General features: G+C 27.2%; 13 protein-coding genes. 2 read left to right on the top strand and 11 right to left on the bottom strand.

The features are described 5' to 3' along the window. Window positions 1–11: 11 nt before the first annotated feature. From TR13x_RS00675 to TR13x_RS00650, 6 genes are all read right to left on the bottom strand, one after another. Window positions 12–1,253: an aminopeptidase P family protein gene (locus tag TR13x_RS00675; protein WP_054870439.1), complete on the bottom strand. Its 1,242-nt coding sequence runs from the start codon at window positions 1,251–1,253 to the stop codon at window positions 12–14. Between the two features lie 83 nt (window positions 1,254–1,336). Beyond that, window positions 1,337–4,837, bottom strand: a complete 3,501-nt coding sequence (locus tag TR13x_RS00670; RefSeq protein ID WP_161802917.1) for an SbcC/MukB-like Walker B domain-containing protein — start codon at window positions 4,835–4,837, stop codon at window positions 1,337–1,339. Beyond that, window positions 4,815–6,041, bottom strand: coding sequence for an exonuclease SbcCD subunit D (locus TR13x_RS00665; RefSeq protein ID WP_054869953.1), 1,227 nt, complete (start codon window positions 6,039–6,041; stop codon window positions 4,815–4,817). Before TR13x_RS00665 ends, TR13x_RS00670 begins: the two co-directional genes overlap by 23 nt. Continuing rightward, window positions 6,038–9,625, bottom strand: coding sequence for a helicase-exonuclease AddAB subunit AddA (gene addA, locus TR13x_RS00660; protein WP_054869952.1), 3,588 nt, complete (start codon window positions 9,623–9,625; stop codon window positions 6,038–6,040). Before addA ends, TR13x_RS00665 begins: the two co-directional genes overlap by 4 nt. Continuing rightward, window positions 9,618–13,019, bottom strand: a complete 3,402-nt coding sequence (gene addB, locus TR13x_RS00655; RefSeq protein ID WP_054869951.1) for a helicase-exonuclease AddAB subunit AddB — start codon at window positions 13,017–13,019, stop codon at window positions 9,618–9,620. The genes addA and addB overlap by 8 nt, the downstream gene beginning before the upstream one ends. A 92-nt stretch (window positions 13,020–13,111) precedes the next feature. Next, window positions 13,112–15,460, bottom strand: a complete 2,349-nt coding sequence (locus TR13x_RS00650; protein ID WP_054869950.1) for an ATP-dependent DNA helicase — start codon at window positions 15,458–15,460, stop codon at window positions 13,112–13,114. 195 nt (window positions 15,461–15,655) lie between these two features. Between TR13x_RS00650 and TR13x_RS00645 the strand changes: the two genes are divergently transcribed. Beyond that, complete coding sequence (locus TR13x_RS00645; RefSeq protein ID WP_054869949.1) at window positions 15,656–16,093, top strand: Hsp20/alpha crystallin family protein; 438 nt, start codon at window positions 15,656–15,658, stop codon at window positions 16,091–16,093. Between the two features lie 45 nt (window positions 16,094–16,138). Here the strand turns inward: TR13x_RS00645 and TR13x_RS00640 are convergent, their stop codons facing one another. From TR13x_RS00640 to TR13x_RS00625, 4 genes are all read right to left on the bottom strand, one after another. Beyond that, window positions 16,139–16,783, bottom strand: a complete 645-nt coding sequence (locus tag TR13x_RS00640) for an HAD family phosphatase (protein WP_054869948.1) — start codon at window positions 16,781–16,783, stop codon at window positions 16,139–16,141. A gap of 150 nt (window positions 16,784–16,933) precedes the next feature. Then, window positions 16,934–17,542, bottom strand: a complete 609-nt coding sequence (locus TR13x_RS00635) for a hypothetical protein (protein ID WP_054869947.1) — start codon at window positions 17,540–17,542, stop codon at window positions 16,934–16,936. A gap of 347 nt (window positions 17,543–17,889) precedes the next feature. Further along, entirely contained in the window at window positions 17,890–18,396 is a 507-nt protein-coding gene (locus tag TR13x_RS00630; protein ID WP_054869946.1) for a GNAT family N-acetyltransferase, read from the bottom strand. A 69-nt stretch (window positions 18,397–18,465) separates the two neighbouring features. Further along, window positions 18,466–19,257, bottom strand: a complete 792-nt coding sequence (locus TR13x_RS00625; protein ID WP_054869945.1) for a hypothetical protein — start codon at window positions 19,255–19,257, stop codon at window positions 18,466–18,468. A gap of 192 nt (window positions 19,258–19,449) precedes the next feature. On the opposite strand from TR13x_RS00625, the gene TR13x_RS00620 reads away from it, so the two are divergent. Then, window positions 19,450–19,842, top strand: a complete 393-nt coding sequence (locus TR13x_RS00620; RefSeq protein ID WP_054869944.1) for a hypothetical protein — start codon at window positions 19,450–19,452, stop codon at window positions 19,840–19,842. Between the two features lie 346 nt (window positions 19,843–20,188). On the opposite strand, the gene TR13x_RS00615 is transcribed toward TR13x_RS00620, so the two are convergent. After that, window positions 20,189–21,277, bottom strand: a complete 1,089-nt coding sequence (locus TR13x_RS00615) for a PRK06851 family protein (RefSeq protein ID WP_242851704.1) — start codon at window positions 21,275–21,277, stop codon at window positions 20,189–20,191. Window positions 21,278–21,419 lie beyond the last annotated feature (142 nt).

Here is a 21,419-nt window from a genome sequence, read left to right as displayed (position 1 = left end):
CGCCCCCTCATCTATTTCTTCATAAACTCTTCTATTTCCTCTACTGTTTTAATAATATCTTTTGATAAAACTTCACAACCATCTTCTGCTACTAAAACATCATCTTCAATTCTTATACCTATTCCCTCTTCTTCAATATACAGACCTGGTTCTACTGTTAAAACCATTCCTGGTTCTAATTCTCTTTCATAACTACCTACATCATGTGTGTCAAGCCCTAAATAATGACTTACTCCATGATAGTAATACTTAACTATTTCACTATCTTCTTTTATTAAACCTATTTTTTTGCATTCTCTAATTAATACATCTTTTGTAATTTCATTTAATTTCTTTATAGGTACACCAGGTTTTATAGCTTTAATAGTTTCCAACTGTGCCTCTAATACAATATTATAAATTTGCTTTTGTCTTTCAGTAAATTTACCATTAGCAGGATAAGTTCTACTTATATCAGAACAATAATTTTCATATTCTACACCCAAATCAAATAATATTAGAGAATTATCAGCTATTTTACAGTTATTTTGTTCATAATGAAGTATTGTACCATTAACCCCAGAAGCAGCTATTGTTTTAAAAGCTAAGTTCTTAGCACCTAAAGATTTTACTTTAAAATCGAAATATGCTTCAACTTGATATTCCATCATACCAGGCTTTAAGTTTTTCAATACGTTTTCAAGACCTTCCTTAGTAATATTAACTGCTTTCTTTATCTTTTCTATTTCATCTTTCTGTTTAATAGTTCTTAAATCACAAATATCATTATAAATGTTTTTTATATTAATATATGGATATCTTTCTCTTACCTCATTTGCGAAAATAACAGCTGGATTTGTATTTAAATTCCATTCTCTACGCTCTAAATCCAAGTAAAATGCAGAAATATTATTTCTTACTATATTCATTGTTAGGAATTCTTGAAATTCTTCTTTAAACTGAATATTCTTAATACCTGATATCTTTTCAGCTTCATCTTTAGTCATCTTTTTACCAATCCATTTTTCCAACTTAGGATTAGATTTTTCTATGAACAGTGCTTCCTCAACTTTATCATTCTTTTTAACCATACAAAGAATAAAGTTTTCCCTTTCTAATCCAGTTAAGTAATAAAAATTCCTATTAGGTGTATAAGGATACTTCTGATCTGCACTGCGATAAGGTGCATCACCTGAAAATAAAATAACAATAGAACTATTTTCAACCTTATTCATAAGTTTTTTTCTATTGTCTACAAAAAACTTTTGCTCCATAATTTCACCATCCTCAATCAAATATTTAACAATATATTTCTCCAAAAATACTCTGTATCCTTTATTAGATATTTTAAATATTTTTAACTATACTCTATCTTCACTTTAGTTCCTGAAACGCCTGATACTGCTGGCTTAACAATTAATTTAACAGGTACTCTATCTTTTAGTTCATCAACATGACTAATTATTCCTACTGACAATTTTTCTTTTTGAAGTTTCTCTAGCGAAGTCATAACTACATCTAAAATACTACTGTCAAGGGTACCAAACCCCTCGTCTAAGAAGAAAAACTCTATAGAAGTATTTCCTTTTAGCTGTATTTGTGTTGATAAAGCTAAAGCCAAAGATAAAGATGTCATAAAAGTTTCTCCACCTGAAAGTGTATTCACATCTCTTTTTACACCACCATTATAGTTATCACATATGACAAAATTACCTTTGCTATCAAGTTCTAAACTATACCTATTATTAGTTATTTCCATCAATCTCTTTGAAGCTTCTCTAGCAATATACTTCAAATGACTTATTGCAACATATTCAACAAATCTATTCCCTTTTATAAGGTCTGAAATTTCATTTAGCATATCAACTTTTTTTTCAATAACTTTAAGTTCTCTCTCTAACTTTTTGACCTCTATTATTTCTTCTTCCATTTTCCTAATTTTTTCTCTTCTCATACCTAACTTCTCTATTATTTCGCTATAAGCTTCTTTTTTTCTTTTTCTATTTTCAATAAAGTTATTCCACTCGTCTTCACTTAAAGTTTCACCTTTTAATTCAGTTTCAACTCTTTTTATATTATCATTAACCTTTTTTACTTCATCATCATAATCATTTATCTCTTTTTCTAATTGTTCTAATTTATCTTTATCAATATAGCTTAATCTTATTTCATCAATAGTTTTAAACCCTAAATTACTCATAACAACTGTTAGCTCATTTTTAATATTGTTTTCTGTATCTTTTAGCGTCTTAACTGTTTTCAGTAACCCTTCCTTACTAAGCTGTAAGTCTTTTAGTGTTTTTTCTTTGTTTTTTAAATTATTTCTAGTTTCTTCTTCTTTTTTAATAATATCTTCTTTTACCTTTCTAACTTCATCTAAATATAGTAGAGGATTTTTACTTGGCGAAACAGTTTGAATCTTAATATTATTTTCCTCTATTATTGAAGTTAAATTTTGACCATCTCTCTTTATTAAATTCATTTCACTATTAGTCTTACCAAGTTCATCATTTAACTTTTTCATTTCATCTGATATTTCTTTAATTGACTCTCTTATTCTTTTAGCATTACTTTCTAATTCTTCATACTCTAAATCTTTTTTCTTAATCTCTTCAGATGTACTAATAAAACTTTTAATTTTTAAAGTATTTTTAACTTCTTTATGTTTCTCTTCTATCCCGCTATATTCCTCTTTGTTAGCTTCTAATTCTCTGAAAGTTTCTTTAATTAATTCATTATCTTTTCTAATAGTTTCTAATAAAACTGCTTTTTCTTTCTCTAGATTATTTAAATTTTCTTTTATTTCATCTACCTTTTTCCTATATTCTTCATATTCCTCGTTCCATTTCTTTAAATATGATTCATTCTTTTCTAAATCTCTTTTTCGATTTTCTATTTCTTGCTTAATATTTTCTAAATTTATATCTTTAATTAATTCATCTAGTTTTTGCATTTCTTCAGTTAAGTTTTCTTCTTTTGCTATAAGCTTATAAAGTTCAGAATTTAGTTTTTCTATTTTAAGATTTAATTCTTTTTGTGTTTTTTCAAGTTCCAATTTATTTTCTTTTATACTCTTAATTTCAGACACATCAACTACATCTGCTTTTTTAGGATGATGCATTGAACCACATACAGGACAAGGATCTCCTTCTTTTAAACTAACAACTATGTTATTCATATGACTTATTAACTCTAATTCGTCAATCTCTTTTTTCAGAATATCCAGCTTTTGTTCTACTAAATTTAATTTTTCTTTGAAAACTTTGATTTCTTTTTCAATATTTTGTTTTTGCCCTTTCAGTCCACTTAATTCTCTTAAAATTCTTTCTTTCTTCTGCAGATTTTCTATCATCTTTGCTTCATCTAGTAAAGATTTAGTGTCTTTCGGCTTATTAGCCTCAAGCTCTTTTATTTTGTTTTCGTAAATTTTATATTTTTCTTTCTTTTCATTTAGTAATTTTTCTATTTCTTTTAATTTTTCTTGGTTAAAAACTGTATCCTTCTTTAGTTTTTTGTTTTTCTCCTCTAGTTCATTTATTTTTTTACCTAATTCTATATATTTTTTTTCAAGTTCCAAACCTTTTATCACTTTATCTCTAAATTCACTACTTACTTTTATAGCTAACATTTTCTCTTCTATTGTTTTTAGTTCTTTATCCTTCTTATCTTCTTCTAATTTTAAATCTTCTAATGCTTTTTCACATAAATCAAAGGCTTTTTTAAGTTCCGAATATTTTTCCCTAAGTTTATTCCTTTCCAAAATTAGCTTTTCGTTTTTTTTATGTAACTCAACTACATTTTTTAGTTCTGTTTCCTTTTCTATAAGGCTTGGTAGTTCTTTATTCTTCCTTAAGCTTATTTCTGTATATTCCTTTTCTAAGCTTTCTTTTTCTTTCAAAACATTTTGTATATATAACTCTAATTTTTTTAATTCCTGCTCATTTTTATTAATCTCTTCTAGTGTTTTATCTAAGTTATTTATATAAGGTTTTAATCCTTGTGCATTTTTGCCTTTTAAATACTTTTCTCTTTTTAATTCAATCTCTTCTTTTTTAAGCTTTAATTTTTCTTTTACTTCCTTATATTTTTTTAAATCTACTTGTAAGTCCCATATTTTACTTAGTTTTTCATATTCTTTATCTAACTTTTCATTTTCTACTTTTAAATCTATTTCTTCTTTCTCTATACTCTTTAATTCTTCTTTTAGCAGCTTTAGGTTTTCTTCATTAACATCTTCGTATTTGTTTAACTGACCTTGTATAACGTTTAATTTTGCCTCTTCCTCTTTTCTTGCTTTTTTAACTCTATTAGTCAAATCTGTCCCATATTTTTCTAAACCTAGTATTCTTTCTAGCATATTACGTCTTTCACTACCAGTTAATTTTAAAAAATCACTAAATCGTCCTTGTGGCAATACAACAGACCTTATAAAATCGCTGTTATTTAATCCTATTAGCTTGATTATTTCTTCATTAATATCGGAAACTTTATCTATTATATTAGTCTCATTTCCATTCTCATCTAAATAACATAATCTTGCTAATGTAGTCCTTGTTCCACTATCGCTCTTTTTAAGTTGTCTTTCTACTTTTACTCGCTTTCTTGAGTGTCCACATCCAACTTCAAATATAAAACTTACATTTAATTTCTCACAATCTGTATTTATAAACTCTTTTGTACCTCTTGATATCTGACCATAAAGTGCTATAGTTATAGCATCTAAAATGGTAGATTTTCCACTACCAGTTGGACCGAATATCCCAAACAGTCCTTTTTCTGTTAGTTTGGAAAAATCTATAGTCTGCTCTTCTATAAAGCTGTTTAATCCTGAAATACTAAGAAGAATAGGTTTCAACATCGTCACCTTCTTCATAAATTATTTTCGTGAAAAGCTTTATCAAATCCTCACTAGGCTCTACATCTTTCTCTCTTATATAAAACTCAGTAAATAACTCTACTATATTTCTCTCACTATAATCCTCAAATTCTTCTATCACTTCAACTTTGTCTTTTATTATAGGAATAATACTTAATATATCAGGTTTTATCTTTTTGATTTCTCTAATTTCTGTTTTTGAAATAACCTTATCAGTAACAATTTCTAAATACGCCCATACTTCTCTATCTTTGTTTTCTTCGCATTTCTTTATTGCTTCTTCTATCCCATTTACCTTCCATACTTCTATAGGTTTATAGTTTTTTAAGTATACTTCTTCTATATTTGGCTTTTGTTTAGGTTTAACATCAATTATATATACACATTTGCTGTACCCTATTTCACTTCTGCTGTATTGTATTGGAGAACCTGAATAATACGCTTTTATTTTTTTAGATTTAACTTTTTGTGGTTTATGAAGATGCCCTAGAGCTATATATTGTGCTTTAAATGGAAGTTTATCTATATCAACAGTAAGACCTCCCCCTAACTGTATTGGTCTTTCAGAATCTGAAGTATCTCCTCCTGCCACGAAAATATGACTTGCTGCAATATTTATAGTATCATCTCTAAAGTATTTAGATAGATTTTCGAATATCTCTCCTACCTTATTTGAATAACTTTTCTGTATTTCATTTTCATCTAACATATCCCCTAAAACTTCATTTAACCTCTGTTCACTAGGATAAGGAAGAGTTATGATTACTATTTTCTCACCTTTTATTTCAAGTTCTAAGCATCCTTCACAAGAATTTACAACTTTATGTTTTCCTACTATACCAGTTTCAACTGTACTATTTGGCTTTCCTAACAGAATAATTCCCTGCTCTGTTGCCAAAGAATTTGCTGCAATAAGTCTTTCTGGACTATCATGGTTTCCTGCAATTACTAATACAATTCTCTCTCCACCTCTTGATAATCTCTTTAAAGCATCATAAAAAAGCTTTTCAGCTCTTGCAGGTGGATTACTATTATCATAAATATCTCCTGCTATAATGATTAAATCAACTTCTTTTTCGTTTACTATTCCCACTAAATCATCAATAAATTTCTCCTGCTCATCTAATCGGCTATAATTTTCTAAGTACTTACCTAAGTGCCAATCTGATGTGTGGAGGATCCTCATATTACTCTTACCTCCTTATCAAGCTCAAATAGATAAAGATAGCTTTCTTTTACTTTTTTACCTGTTATTTTTTCTAAAGCCTCTTTATACAGTTCAATTTGAACTTTATATTTTCTAATTATATTTTCTAAATAATCGTTATACACAAAATCTGTTTTGTAATCTACTAATACAAGTTCATTTTCTTCTTCAAAATAACAGTCTATTACCCCTTGTATCAGCAATTCTTCATCACAACTGCTTACATCTTTAATAACTTCTTTAGCTTTCTTCCTAAGTACAAAAGGAACTTCTTTATACAGCTTTTCTGCTGCTATAATACGTTGTCCAATATTACTTTTAAAAAAGTTTAAAATCTTAGATATATCAATAACTTTAGCTTCTTCTTTAGTTAGTAATTCTCTTTCTGTCATATCATCTATTTGCTGCTTAATATATTGCTCGTCTATATCAGCTTTAAATGATAAATGCTGCATCATAAAATGCATTATTGTGCCTTTTTCAGCTTTTGTAAAACCTTTTTTACTTTCTAAAAATCTAGGTTTTTTAATTAATGATGGTGTTTTCATGACTGCATCCTTAATGTCTTTAAAAGAAAGATTCTTTATGTCTGTAACAGAAAGCTTAGAAGGTATCTCAACAGATTCTTTAAACTTATACTTCCAATTAAACCTTAAGTCAATAACATCTCTGTATTCAGAAGCTTTTTCTAATTTAAAACTTCTAAGCTTTTCTAATATTTCTCTACGTTTTGCGAGCTCGTCACTTTTTTCCATCAAAACGTTGCTTCTATCTATAATATTTATTTTCCATTTTGAAATATGGTTATCTAATGTATTCTCATCAGTTTCTAAACCAGCTTTCTTGTGAATTAATAATCCATCTTTATGCTCTGATAGAGCACTCATTATCCAATCTAAATAGCAACTAGATTTTGTTAAATTATAAAGATTTGTGCCATCACACCACTTTAAACTTCTATTATTAATATTTTTGACTGAACCTAATAGGATAAGCTTATCTACAGCACGTGTCAGTGCTACATAAAGCACTCGCATTTCTTCTGATAGACTTTCTAGTTTCATTTTTTCTTTCATAGCTGTCAAAGGTAGAGTTTCTAAATAAATTCTCTTATCTAAATCTATAAACTTAGGTCCTATTCCTAAATCTTTGTGAAGCAAAATATCTTCTCTAGTATCCATCAGATTAAACTTTTTCCCCAAACCAGCACATATTACTACTGGGAACTCAAGCCCTTTGCTTTTGTGTATACTCATAATTCTTACAACATTTTCATTTTCTCCAATAGTTTTTGCTGCTGACATGTCTCCACTACTTTTTGTTAGCTTGTCTATAAACCTAATAAAATTGAAAAGACCATTAATTGATGTCTTTTCAAATTGACTTGCTCTATCAACTAAAATTCTTAGATTAGCTTGTCTCTGTTTTCCACCTGGCATAGAACCTACAAAATAATAAAAATTGGTTTCTCTTAATAATTTCCATATAAATTCGTCAAGTTTCATAAACTTAGCTTCTTCAGCCCATTTATCAAGTTTTTCAATAAACTTCACCAACCTATGCTTTAGTTCATCATCTTTTTCAACTACATATTCTTCTAAAGCCTTATAAAAAGCTCCTTCACTTTTATTTACTCTAATTGCAATCAAATCGTCTATTGAAAAATTAGCGATAGGTGACCTCATTACACTTAATAAAGGTAAGTCCTGCCTTTTATTGTCGATCAACTTAAGTAAATTTATAAAAATCTTAATTTCTAAAGCTTCCAAATAGCCAGTATTATCATCAGAATATACTGGTATCCCCTCTTTTAATAATACTTCAGTAAAAATTGAAGCCCAATTTTTAGTTGCTCTTAATAAAATTACAATATCTTTATACATTATATCTCTGAACTTCTGCTTTTTAGGGTCATACGTTTTTTTACCTATAAGTTCTTTTATTTTCGAAGCGATTATATTGGCTTCAACTTCTATATCCGTCAATTCTTCAAGCTCTTCATCAATATCAAGTTCAGATGCATCTTTCTCTACAATATTTATTTCTATACTTGAATCCCAAATATCACCGAAATCCAATCCTTTATATAAATAAGCATCTTCTGTATAGTCTATTTCCCCAAGCCTCTTTGACATTATTTTTTTGAAAATATAATTTACACCTTCTAATATTTCTTCTCTACTTCTAAAGTTTTTAGACAAATCTATTCTTACGTTAATATCTTCTATATTTTTTGAAAAAGTATCGTATTTTTCTATAAAAAGATTAGGATCAGCTAATCTAAATCTGTATATGCTTTGTTTTACGTCTCCTACTAAGAATAAATTATTATCTCTTTTTATACAGTTTAATATAGTTTCTTGCACAATATTGCTGTCTTGGTACTCATCAACAAAAATATATCGAAACTTATTTTGATATTCCCTTTTTACGTCTTCATTTTCCAGTATTTTTAACGTATAATGTTCCAAATCATTAAAATCAAGAAGATTTCTTTCTAATTTTCTGTTTTTATACATTTCTCCAAAATCTACAACTATTTTATAAAGGTATTTTAATATAGGATAAATTTCTTTCAAATATCTAACATTAACTTCTATATCATTAGTTATCATTTTATTTTTTATAGAATCAATTATCTTTTTATAATTATCTCTTAATTTCTTTACCTTTTTAACTTTTTCTTCATCTACTTCAAGTTTTCTATTGCCTCTTATAGACTTTAATTTTTTGTGCTTTATACTATTTATCTCATCAAAAAAGTTCTGTAAGCTTTTTGACAAGCCTTTTTCAAGTGAATCTATATTTTGCATATCATCGTATAAAGCTTCTAAGTACTCAACTGGACCATTTATTTTTCTGCAAGTTTCAATAGCTTTATTTATCATATGCTTAGCACCGTCAAGTTCAATATATAAAATATCTTTTATAGTTTTAATCCAGTTACCCTTTTCTAGTTCTTCCTTATCTACATTAAACATTTCGATACTTTCTTTTAACCATCTCTCTGGATACGGTTTACTCTGAATAAAATAGTATACTCTTAATATTAGCTCTCTAAGTTTTATATCTTCTTTATCTCTTCCATATCCTTCAACAAGTTTTATAAAATATTCGCTGCCTTTTTCATACTCTTTTTCTAGAATCTCATCTAAAACTTCCTGTCTAATAATACTCAATTCTGTTTCATCACCAATTCTAAACCTATGATCAATATCAACTAAATGAAAGTTTCTCTTTACAACATCTCTACAAAAAGAATGTAAAGTCATTATTGAAGCCTTATTTAATAAAGAAATCTGTTTTCTTATATATTCATCTTCACCATTTTCTTCTAGCTTTTTTGTCAATGCATCTAAAATTCTTTCTCTCATTTCTCCAGCTGCAGCATTTGTAAACGTAACTATCAAAAGTTTATCTATATCTACCTTATCTTCAGTTATTATTCTAATTATTCTCTCAACTAACACAGCAGTTTTTCCAGAACCAGCAGCTGCTGATACTAATAAGTTTCTATCTCTTAACTTAATCGCACTCAATTGGTCAGAGGTCCAACTAGGCATTTTGTTCACCTCTACTTTCCTCTGCTATTTTTTCTAATACTTCTTCATTAGTTAATTTTTTTATATTTCTATAGCTATTGTTTTCAAATTTTGTATCAAACTGACAAATAGAGATATACTGACAGTATTTACAAGACGTAAAGTCACCTATTTTACAAGGCTCAATCTTAATATTGCCTTTGAGAATTTCAATAGCAATTTCAGCAATAAGATTACGTACGTGTTTTATAAGTAATGTTAGCTCTTCTGTAGAAAGCGCTGAAGACCTTTTTCCTATTTCACCACTTTTATTTAAAGTAGCTGGAATAATCATAGATTTTCCGTTTTGTTCAATATCTCTATCCATTGCTTTAACTACTTTGACATCTTTTAAAATAATTCCATCTAGCTTTAACTTTTTCATTATTTCATTTTCTATTTCAGCTTCTTCAATCCCTTCGCCATTAACTAGAGGATCATCTATTCTAAAGTAAAAAACGCCACCAGGATATAATTCGTCCTTAACTAGCTTGTCTTTATTTTCTAAAATCGCATCTAGATAAACTATTAACTGTATCTGCAATCCATAATAGACATCTGATAAGCTGAATTTTTTATTTCCTGATTTATAATCTATTATCTTTACGTAATTTCCATCTGAATCTTTATACATATCTATTCTATCAATTCTACCTTCAAGTTTAATTTTTTCTCCATTTGGTAACTGAATAATAATTGGTGGAATCTCACTATTATTCCTATCAGCAAATTCTAATTCATATTTTAAAGGGTAAAATTCTCCCTTTCTCAAATGTTCAGTTAAAGTCCATGCAGCCCGTTTACTAATTCTTTTCAATTTTTTTACTAAGTATTTGTATCTGTGAGTACTTTGAAGTAAGTTGTTCTCAAACTCAGGTACTAACTCATCGATTACCATATCTACTAAATTATCACACTGCTCTTTGCCTAAATCTTTCCATGAAACATTTCTCTCTTTGAGTTTTTTAGCAAATACTTCTATAGAAGAGTGAAATAATCTACCCATATCAGGAGCTTTTATTTTAAATTCTTTTCTCTCTTTAGGCTTTAATCCAAAATTTACAAAATGTGAAAATGGACAGTTAACAAATTTCTCCAGTCTTGATATGCTAGACTTAAACGGCGCAGCATAAAGTGCTTTTGCCTTTTTTTCTCCTATGTAGCTTTCTTGATTATCGAAAGAAAGCCCATCTATCAGATTTTTTAATCTTTCTTTCCATTCATTATTATTAAAATACCAGCCATATACTTCCCACCATATATCATCTAAATTATCTCCATCTAAATATTCCCTTAAGCTTTCAATTAGATATTTATAAGTAGATTCAGGCATCGATATTAAATCTATATTTTTCTCATTTTCCTTTGTTATATCGCTAAGCTCGACTATATTTGGAAATAATCTTTTAAATCTCTCAATATATATTGATGGCCTTAAGGCTTTACCTTCTATGTCAGCTATCGGATAACTTACCCATAAGTATTCAGTTGGTTTAGCTATTGACTTATAAACTGAAAATCTCTCTTCTTGAATTCTTGAATCTATATCATTATTAACCTGAATAGAAGCTTGTTTCATTGAAATTTTATCTTCTTCTGTCAATATTCCTTCTTCTCTATATGCAGATGGCAGTAAACCATCATTTACGCCAATCATAAGTAGTGCTTTTATATCATGGCTTCTAGATCTTTCTAAATTACCAACAAGTACTTTATCAATAGTAGGTGGTAAAATCCCTACCTCATACTCTCCAAATCCTGCTTCTAAAATCTTTTTATAATCTTTAATACTTATTATTGTGTCATCTAGCATTTCAACTAATTGATCAAATACTTCTATAACTATGTTCCATATCTGCGTATTCTCGTTTACTTGTTCAAGTTCACCTGCTTCTTTTAATACTTGTATTCTTTCTTCAAGTTTTTCTTCGATATTTATTTCCATTAAAAACTCAAATAATACTTTAGTTTTATCGCTGACCTTCCTTCTTTTTTTCATTTCATCATTAAATTTTACAAAAGGATATATAAACTTCTTACGAATTTCATTTATGAAATCTAAATCATATTCTTCTTCGCCATAAGTAAAATCATCAAACCATTTATCACCTTCTATACCATAACTCAAAACATAATTTTCTAGCTCTTCATATTCACTACTATCTAGATCTGTGAAACCTGTTTTTATAAAATTGAATACATCTTCATATTTAAAATTTCTAATGATTATATCTAATGATGTTAATATAAGTTTGACTATCGGATTATTTAATATACTTCTCTTTTCATCAATAAAACAAGGTATTTTATATTCAGAGAATACTCTTTTTATAATCATTCCATATTCATCAATTGAAGATGGTACTACCGCTATGTCTTTCCATCTATACCCCTTATCTCTTACAAGTGAAATAATTTCTGAAGCTAAATGTTCAACTTCTGTGTATGGATTTGTAGCTTTAAAAATCTTTAAGTTAGAAACTTCATCTCTATATTTTTTATATGGATAAGAAAAAAATTCACCTTCTAAATATACCAATTCAGGGCTTTTTGCTAGTTTTAAATCTCTTCTAACATACGTAGTTGAAATTTTTGCTTCTTTAGCTATTTTAGATAATATATCATATGTTTTTCTGGTAGGCGCAAAAATATCATAATCTCTAGCAAAATCATCTAAATCTAGTGTTAAAGCTATATTTAATCTTGAAGCTTTTTCAAGCAGCTTTTGTAAAATATGATATTCCTGACTGGTAAAAACATCGAAACCATCTATCCAAATTTCTGCACCTTCTAAAGATGAAGTTTTATCTATATTTTCTATAAGTAAATCAAGTTTATCTTCTTCATCAAAATACTCTTTACGTTTCATAAATTCATTAAACTTTTCATACATATAAGTAATGTCTTTTAACTTTTTATTTAAAATATTATTCTCCTGAAATAAATCTATTTTATCTCTAAGCAGTTCGGGTGTTATCTCATTTCTTTTAAAGTCTTTAATAAGTGCGCAAAAGTCAGAAATAAAGCCATCCTGCTTTGAAGCCTTATTATATATTATTAAATCCTTTGAGTTCTTCTCAAATAATCTTCTTAAAATCATTGTTTTACCAAGCTCGTTTATTTCTACCTTTTTTAATCCACCAACTTGGCTAAATACTTTATAAGTAAGTCTTTCAAAACTAAGTATTTCAAGATCTATAATTCCTGGCATATCCATTTTAGTAATAAAGTCGTACTCTGTTTGTAGAGTAAATTGCTCTGGAACAAGTAAAATCAATTTATTATTTGTACCGCTTAATATTCTATCTTTTATCTCTTTAAAAATTTGATAAGTTTTTCCACTGCCTGCTCGTCCCAAAATAAATCTGAGTTGCATAAAATCACCTCTTTTATATAAGGGAAATATATATTTATTCTTCAAAATTATTACATTCCCTTTTAATAACTGTAATTTTATTTGAATTCTTGTTATTTGTACCAAAATTTAAAAACTTTGTCTTCAAGCTCTTTTGTATTTTTTACGATACAATGGTTATTCCACTCAATCGGCATTAATTTTTTATATACTCTAGTTGTAAATCTTTCGTCTATTAGCAAAATTATTCCTCTATCTGACTCTGTTCTAATTAATCTTCCTGCAGCTTGGATAACTCTATTAAAACCAGGATAAATATAAGCATAGTGAAAGCCATTACCTTTAAACTTGTTATAATAAAACCGTAAAATCTCTCTTTCAGGAGACAGCTGTGGAAGCCCTACACCAACTATAATAACTCCATTTAATCTATCTCCAACTAAATCAATACCTTCTCCAAATATTCCTCCCATAACTGCAAATCCTAGCAAAGTCCTTTCATTATTAGGTGTAAATAAACTTAAAAATTCTATTCTATCGGACTCTTGCATATCTTTCATCTGTTTAACAATATCAAAGCTACTATCGTTATCTGCAAATATTTCATAAACTTTGTCCATATATTCATAAGATGGAAAAAATACAATATAATTTCCTGTTTTCTTTGTTATTAAGCTTTTAATAAATTTAGCAACTTCATGATAGTATAATTCTCTTTTACTGTATTTAGTAGAAATTGTATCATTTATTAATAGAGAAAAATTATCTTTTGGAAAAGGAGATTCTAATAGCAATATTTTATCTTCATTATCTCCTCCTAATAATTCAAAAAAGTATTTAATAGGTATCAAACTAGCAGAAAAAAATATACATGAACGAGCTCTTTTTGTAATTTTATTTAAATTCTCAGAAGGGTCTAAACACATTAGCTTAACTTTGAAATCCTTCTTTGAATTTGCCAAATAAGTAACATACTTTTCAGAATACAGTTCATAGATTCTTATAAAATTTATGGTTTCAAAATACTGCTCTAATAAATCATTGAAAAAAACTTCATTTTTAACTTGATGTAAATTCTTTTCAACTATACCTATGAAAGTTTTTAACAATTTGTATATTTCTACGGGTTTATTATCTTTTACTAAATATTTATTTTCAGTAGTTTTACATTCTTTTCTAAGCTTAATTAAACTAGAATTAATTGTTTTTGTAATTTCAAATATTTCATTTGATACATCCTTAGTCTTTCTTTTTAATTCTAAAAACTTACTCTTATTTATCTCAGCTGAAAACATTTCTCTTGCTCTATCTACTAAATTATGTGCTTCATCAACTAAAAATACATATTTATCGTAATTGTCATAAAAGAAGCGTTTTAATTGTACTCGTGGGTTAAATGCATAATTATAATCACATATAACAATATCAGCCCATTCAGATAAATCTAACGAAAACTCAAAAGGACATATTTTATGCTTATATGCATATTTTTCAATAATATTTCTATTAAAATCATCTTCGTTAAAAATATCTAAAATGGCTTTATCAATTTTATCAAAATATCCTCTTGCTAGTTCACAGTATTCTGGATTGCAATTAGTTTCTTCCATCGGACATATCTTATCTTTGGCAGTTATCACAATGCTTTTTAGCTTCAATCCATTGCTTCTTAATATTTCTAGACTATTTTCAACAACAGTAGAAGTTGTATTTTTTGCAGTTAAATAAAATATTTTTGAACAAATTCCTTCTCCTATTGCCTTTAAAGCTGGAAATATAGTCCCCATAGTCTTACCTATGCCTGTTGGCGCACACACAAATAATTTATGATGGTTTAATATTGATCTATATACACCCACTGCAAGTTTTCTTTGACCTCTTCTGAATGAATCGAAAGGAAATTTTAGTTTATTTAAAGAAGCATCTCTTATTTTTATCCAATTCCAATAGTTTTCATAATGTTTTATAAAATAATCCATTATACTGTTAAAGAAATCTTCTAACTCTTTAAATTCAATATCAAAGAAAAAGCTTTTATACTTTTCTTTATCAATTTGAAAATATGTTAATTGTATTGAAATGCTGTTAATATTGTTTTCTAAACAATAGAAATAAGCATATATTTTAGCTTGAGCTAAGTGTAAACTATTGTATTTAAAATTTTCATTATCTATATCAATATAAGTTGATTTAATCTCTTCAATTACAACTTTATCATCACTTTTATATAACCCATCAATTCTACCACTAATCTCAATTAAAATATCATTATAATTAACAACATGTTTTAAAGGAACTTCACTTTGATAATCTTCATCTCTCATCAAACGTACTCTTTTATGAGCTTTTGTCCCTTCAACAGCTCTGTTTTTACCTCTAATAATATTTATAATATCTCCAGTTTTAAAAACAAAGCTTACTAAATTACGAACTGAAATTTTTATATGATTTACAGAGTTCATTATAATCCATCCCCTATATTTCTTAAATATAATTATAGACTAAAATAATATAGTTATCATCTTTATTAATAATTTTCTTGTTCTTTGATGTCTGATTTTCTATAATTATACACTGTTTATGTGACTAATTTACAAAATTTTGTATAAAATATATAGAGAAAGTACAAACCATAAGTTTATAAGGAGGTTAAAGTTATGCCTAACTTAACGCCTTATAATAGAAGAAGAAATCATATGAGAAGCTTTATTAAAAATTTCTTTGATGATGATTTTTTCTTAAGTTCCGCTGATTTTTTTAATACCAATGGATTATCAATGAGAGCAGATATAAAAGAAACAGATAAAGAATATATTATAGAAGCTGATATGCCTGGTTTTTCAAAAGAGCAAATTGATATTACAGTTAACAATGGGTATATAACTATTAAAGCAGATAGAAAAGATATAATCCATGAAGAAAGAGAAGGTTATATTAGAAGAGAACGTAGATATGGAACTTTACAAAGAACTTTTAGACTTCAAAATGTAAAAGAAGATGAAATAAAAGCTAAATATGAAAATGGAGTATTAAAGATAATTCTTCCTAAAATTAAGGAAGGAAAAGATGGTGTTAGAAAAATTGATATAAATTAATCTAAAAAGCGGCTAACTAACTGCTAGCCGCTTAGCTTTTTTATACTAAGCAATTTCTTTAAAATTTTCTATATATTTATCCGCTAAACTGCATATCTCATCTTTATATGGAAAAGAAAATTCATCTGCAACAGCAAAAACCTTCATTCCTGCTCTTTTAGCAGCTAGTACACCAGCATAAGTATCTTCGAATACTAAACAATCTTCAGGATTTACCTTTAAGTCTTCAGCTACCTTTAGAAAAACATCAGGATGCGGTTTACCTTTTTCGACTTCGCAGGATGTTCTTATAGTATCAAAATAATGAAGTATATTATGAGTTTTCAATACTTCTATTGCTAATTCTCTAGAATTACTTGTTCCAACACCTAATTTTGTACCTTTTTGTTTAAGATACTCTATAAACTCCTTTACACCTTTTTTTAATGGAACTCTGTTTTTATAAAAATCATAAGCCATAGCATTCCATTCTTCTTTTATCTCTTCAATTGATTCTTTTAAATTAAACCTTTTTTTAAAATATATTGCTGTTTCTGTAAAGCTCATTCCTTCGATAGCTTTTTGCAAATCTTCAGGTAGCTTAATACCTCTTTTACCCAGAAAATCTATATCGATTTGTTCCCAAATCCACATTGAATCTACAATAGTACCATCCAAATCAAATATTACTGCTTTTACTTTGCTAAACATAAATAAACCTCCAAAATTAATTGCTTTATTATTTATTCTATTATATTCTAATATTTTACCGTTAGTTTAGTCAATTCTAATAATTATTTAAATAAAATTCTTGCAACTCTTCATCACTGCAAAATTCTAAATCCTCTCCCTAATTATGCTTTAAAATCTAGGAATACTAACTTCATCTGGATATGGAAATCTTTCATTGTGATATCTTAAAAACAATAAATAATTCCTTAAATCCTTATAATACTCTTCAAAAGTTCCAATTTCCCGATTTCTATAAGCATGAATAGCATTACGTCTATGTTGTACATGTAAAACCCATTCGTCCCATTTATAATTTTCTTCCCATATTCTTTTCTTAAAAAAATGCCTCATTCTTTCTAAATCCAATACATCTGGGTCTATTAACTTATCACCCTTTCTTATTGCATCTATATCATCTTTATAGTCATTATAAAATATTGAAAGAAATAATTTCATAGTTCCTTCTACCAAACTTCCTAAATTAGCCCAAGCCAAAATTAATCTACCACTTTCATTTTCTATATCCTCATTGTTATTTTGTACCCACAACTTAAGACACTTTGATAATGAGACTTGCCAATCAAGCCGAGATTTACTTAGTAATTGTGCTGCTTCTAATGGAGCCCATTCAAATGCATTAGACCAAAAATCATTTAAACATTTATTAAAATTAATTATACGCTCAACTACTCCTTCAATTTTCATTGATTGTATATCTCTATTATCAATAAACATCATAAAGTTTAACTTCCTTCAAAACAAATCTTCTATTTTTAATTTCTAGAATTGCAAATATAAATCCTATTAGAATATATGAAAAAAATATTTTGTCTTATATCCACAAAAATTTTTATACATATATCTTTTCTTAATTAGCAAAAGAGCAAAAAAAGCCAAAGGCAATATAACCCTTGACGTTAAACTATTATCTTCTTCTTTTTTATATCTGAATATTTTTTGAATAATTATCTTTTCCCGTCCTTTCTACTTTATCAATTAAATAAAATCCTTCTTACTAATAAATCTATTTCCAATGTCATGATTATCTTTACAAACTATAAACAAATTTTTTATGAATAAATATGTTAATATTTCTTTAAATTAAACCCTAAAATTTGCACTTCATCTTCTTTATCTAGTCTCTTATCATAATTTTTTCTTAATTGAATCATATTAAGATGGTCAAAGCCACATTCTCTATAAAACTTCATCGCACTTATATTTCTTGGTATAACATCAACAAATATCGAAACTATATCTTTTTCAGTCATAATCTCGTCTAATTTAGACATAACATATTTTCCTATACCCTTTCCTCTATATCTTTCTACTATATATAAGTCTTCCAACCAAGCTACATTTTGTCCACCATATCTAACATAGAAAAACCCTATTACTTCTCCATTACAAAAGATATTATAAACACTTCCTGTATTTCTCCACTCTTTTAAAGTTTCTTTTCCTTCTTCAAGTGTATGCCAGTACTGCTTGGGTGCATTATTCAAATTCCTATGATAATTCAATAATTCTGTAATCATTTCTGCTGTAATTGTAAACATATCCTCGTTAAGTTCTTTTATTGATATATTCACCTTAATCCCCCGCTTTCATTGATGTATACATAGCTTTCGCAACTTAATTTTTAGCATTGATACCTAGTCTCAATCTCTAAAAAAATCAGATTCATAAGTTCCAAGTTTGTAATTTTCATCATCAACATAAATCATATTGTAATTATATGCATATCCTCCGACCATTTCTTTTCTAAGTTTTAAATTATTTTTAGTATCATCTATAGCTATATGCATATCAAAAAGCTTTTTCCCTTTCACAAAAAAACCTTTTACTCCGAATAATGAAATATGTATGTAATTTTCATTTCTATCTATAGAATTTATAAGATATCTAAACTCATATCCTCCTTGATATAACCGTCCATCTTCGAAATGTAAACCATTACCTTTAGAGTCAATCCAATAACCTTCTAAAGCTTTTTGTAATGATAAATTCCTTCTATTTAATTTCTTAGTTTTAATTTTTTTAGCTTCATCTTTATCAATTAACTCTGGATAACTCATATCTGAATAAATCTTTTCAATCTGCTCCCCTAGATTGCTTTCACTTTTATAATAGTTGTCATTATAAAATATTATATCTTTAATCACAGTAGTTTCATCATATTCTGCTTTTGCATTTGAATGAATAAATATTTTGATTTTATAATATATTACATTTTGTTTTTCTTTGATTTTTCTTAAATTTGATTCTTCAATTAAAGAAATCAAATTATCAATATCCTTTAGATTAGTAATCTTTTTATATTTTTCTCCAATCTGTATCTTAATAAAATCTATATCTTCTTTAAAAGTTAATTTAGTATAATTATCACATCCCACTAATATAACAGTGCATAGCCATATCATTAGAAAAATATATATGTTTCTTTTAATCACACTCCACCCTTCCTTTATTTATTTTTAAATTTTTTTAAATGTTTTAATATTTTTACTAAAAGATTTTCTTTACATTTTTTAAATGTTTTTATTTTAGTACTAATATTTTGTCTGAAGTATCCAATTTTGGTGTAAATTAACTTGTAATTTATGGTGTAATATATTATAACTTTTTCAAAAGAGGTGTCAATCTTGGGAAATAAATCCAAAGCCATTTTAATAATATTTTTCAGTTTGCTGCTTTTACCCTTACTTGTTACAGGATGTTCTAAAAAAAGTATCCAACAAATAAATGAACAAAATAAAATAACCAATGACACATCAAGAACAAATCCTAAAAATAAATATATATCCACTAATCAATTAAAAGATGGTATTTTAATCAGGGAAATAGATATTAACAGTATAAAAGATGAACAATTAAATATAGTAATTAAAAATGAAACTTTAGAAAATGGAGTATACGGTTTTTTCTATAAAGATGAAGTCAAATATTATGTATTCTTCAATGGAGTAAAAATAACAACTATACAAATATTACATTCAATATTAAGAACAAACTATTGTCTATTTCCTATAATATAAGTGATATCAAAGGATTTAGAAGAAAATCACTTTTTATGATTGAAAAAACTTTCAAAGAATCTTTCAATTCTATTAAGTTAATAAACAATGGTAAAAATGATTATTTTGTTAAAATATATATAAATTAGCTTTTATTCAACTCAATAAATCAATAACCTATTTTTTCTTTCTTCAAAATATAAAATAATTTTATATAACAATCTTTATTCATAAGCCTTTCTGTAATCTTTAACTATATATTACCATAAATCAAAAAAGTAGGTGAAATATTGAATTGATTTCATAAATATTTTATCAATAATTTAAAAAAATAACACCAAGGACAGTATACCCTTGGTGAAAACTTTTATCTTCTTCTATTTTTATATCTTAATATCCTTCTTACAATCTCTTTTCTTGCTTTCTCCACCTCATCAAAGTTCATATTTGGTACATAGTTTGTTTCTAGTAAGTCGTGTGTTTCTTTGGCTTTTTTAATAACCTTTATTGCATTTTCTATTAAGTCATTCATTATTTCCTTATCATATTCAAGTTCGCTTTGATATTTTTCTATTAGTTTCATATCCAAGAATTTATTCAAATCTATAACTTTTTTATTCTTATCTTTAAACATTTCGCTAGTTGTTAATCCAACATTTATACCTTTGATAAATACTGTCTCTATTTTTTCTGGTATTAGTGGTGTATGATATACTTCAACATCTAATCCTCTTCTCTGTGCTTCTTTATATACTCTTTTCAATAATGTACTCTTACCTGTACCTATATCACCTTTAATGTAATATATTCTCTCTGCATCTTGCAAAATAGTATCTGTAAATTCTACCCATCCTTTTGGTGTATATGCACTACCAAATAAATGTCTATCTTTTCCTGTTTTTTCACTTACTTTTATATCTCCAAATATTTCTTCAATCAATTTTTGAATTTCTATATTTACTTTTCCAAAATCCATTGCTTCACTATTTTTATCAACTATGTCTTCATATATAGGTTTTGCTGCTTCTAAATATTTATATGCAGTTCTAAATAATCTACCTACTTCTTTATTAGTTTTTAATACATTTTCTTTATTTTTTTCCATTTTGTCTACATCCCAGTAGTCACCTAAATGTATTATTTCATCTACTGCTCCTGGGTTTTTAGGGTCAACTACATGTGGTGCTGTACCATCAATCATTGCCACGTTTAGCTCTGGAATAACAATTCCATCAATAGAATTATTGTCAGATGAACAATGATGATATTCAACATCATAACCTAATTCTAATAAATCTTGAGCTACTCTCTTCATCATAGAAGACTTACCTACTCCTGGACCACCTTTTACAACAAAAATTCGGTTTGCATCGTCTTCTATTATATAGTCGTAGTACGAATAAAATCCTTTCGCAGTATTACCTCCTGGAAATACTCTTTTGATTTTACCTTTCATTATAATCCTCCTTTTCAATTGATATTCATTTTCGTCCATATCATATCTATTTTATAATTTATTCGTAATTCTAAATTTTTGTGTATGTCCAGTTTTAAGTCTTATATATAATTATTTGGTAAATTTATCATGATTTAATTAA

The sequence above is a fragment of the Caloranaerobacter sp. TR13 genome, from assembly GCF_001316435.1.
Taxonomy (GTDB): domain Bacteria; phylum Bacillota; class Clostridia; order Tissierellales; family Thermohalobacteraceae; genus Caloranaerobacter.
This window is presented reverse-complemented; position numbering and strand designations above follow the sequence as displayed.

Excerpts from the sequence above, each read along its gene's own strand:
- TR13x_RS00615 (WP_242851704.1), bottom strand. The coding sequence starts at position 21,277 with ATGAAAGGTAAAATCAAAAGAGTATTTCCAGGAGGTAATACTGCGAAA.
- TR13x_RS00650 (WP_054869950.1), bottom strand. The coding sequence starts at position 15,460 with ATGAACTCTGTAAATCATATAAAAATTTCAGTTCGTAATTTAGTAAGC.
- TR13x_RS00640 (WP_054869948.1), bottom strand. The coding sequence starts at position 16,783 with ATGTTTAGCAAAGTAAAAGCAGTAATATTTGATTTGGATGGTACTATT.
- TR13x_RS00670 (WP_161802917.1), bottom strand. The coding sequence starts at position 4,837 with ATGTTGAAACCTATTCTTCTTAGTATTTCAGGATTAAACAGCTTTATA.
- TR13x_RS00665 (WP_054869953.1), bottom strand. The coding sequence starts at position 6,041 with ATGAGGATCCTCCACACATCAGATTGGCACTTAGGTAAGTACTTAGAA.
- TR13x_RS00635 (WP_054869947.1), bottom strand. The coding sequence starts at position 17,542 with ATGATGTTTATTGATAATAGAGATATACAATCAATGAAAATTGAAGGA.
- addB (WP_054869951.1), bottom strand. The coding sequence starts at position 13,019 with ATGCAACTCAGATTTATTTTGGGACGAGCAGGCAGTGGAAAAACTTAT.
- TR13x_RS00675 (WP_054870439.1), bottom strand. The coding sequence starts at position 1,253 with ATGGAGCAAAAGTTTTTTGTAGACAATAGAAAAAAACTTATGAATAAG.
- addA (WP_054869952.1), bottom strand. The coding sequence starts at position 9,625 with ATGCCTAGTTGGACCTCTGACCAATTGAGTGCGATTAAGTTAAGAGAT.
- TR13x_RS00645 (WP_054869949.1), top strand. The coding sequence starts at position 15,656 with ATGCCTAACTTAACGCCTTATAATAGAAGAAGAAATCATATGAGAAGC.